The following is a 982-nucleotide window of genomic DNA, read 5'->3' as shown; positions in this document are numbered from 1 at the left end:
AGTTCCAGCCATCTTCCGAACGTCCTTTTGTATTGGGCTTGCCTACGGGCTCTTCCCCATTGGGCATGTATAAGGCGCTGATTGAACTGAACCGAGAGGGAAAGGTGTCTTTCCGCAATGTGGTGACTTTCAATATGGATGAATACGTGGGTCTTCCCGAATCGCATCCGGAAAGCTACCATTCGTTTATGTTCAACAACTTTTTCAACCATATTGACATTCCGAAGGAAAACATCCATATCCTGAACGGGAACGCTTCCGACTTGGAGGCTGAGTGCGGGAATTATGAAAAGCAGATTGCTTCGTATGGGGGCATCGACCTGTTTGTGGGCGGCATCGGTCCCGACGGCCACATCGCGTTCAACGAGCCGGGTTCTTCCCTGACTTCGCGTACCCGTGTGAAGACGCTGACCACCGATACGATTGTGGCAAATTCGCGTTTCTTCGATAACGATGTGGACAAGGTTCCCAAGACTGCGCTGACCGTAGGGGTGGGCACGGTAATGGACGCCAAAGAGGTACTGATCCTTTGCAACGGGCACAATAAGGCGCGTGCCTTGCATCATGCCGTTGAAGGAAGCGTAACGCAGATGTGGACCATCAGTGCCTTGCAGATGCACCGCCACGGCATCATCGTATGCGATGAGGCGGCTACGGACGAACTGAAAGTGGGCACATACCGCTACTTCAAGGACATCGAGCGCAACAACCTGTAATCCATTATCCATTATTAATTGTTAATTGTTAATTATAGCCATGAGAACCAATTTGAGTTCGCAGATATCCCTTAACAGGGTGTCTACCCGATATTACAAGCCGGAGAATACGATTGACCGCTCCGTGCTGACCCGTTTTGAAAAAATCCCTACCAACATCTATGAAACAGTAGACGAAGGCGTGAAGTGCATAGCCGATGAGGTTATCCGCAAGATACAGGAACGCCAGCATGACGGCAAGTTCTGTACGTTGGCTTTGGGCACGG

General features: G+C 50.4%; 1 protein-coding gene and 1 pseudogene. Both read left to right on the top strand.

Annotated features, from left to right (window positions below):
- Positions 1-716, top strand: a 716-nt coding sequence (nagB, locus tag B5F78_RS16610) for a glucosamine-6-phosphate deaminase (protein ID WP_087213664.1), incomplete at its 5' end; no start/stop codon positions are given.
- Positions 717-756: 40 nt separating this feature from the next.
- Positions 757-982: pseudogene (locus B5F78_RS16605) on the top strand (glucosamine-6-phosphate deaminase); the annotation flags it as partial.

The organism is Bacteroides sp. An279, assembly GCF_002159615.1.
In the GTDB taxonomy this organism is placed as follows: Bacteria; Bacteroidota; Bacteroidia; order Bacteroidales; family Bacteroidaceae; genus Phocaeicola; species Phocaeicola intestinalis.
This window is presented reverse-complemented; position numbering and strand designations above follow the sequence as displayed.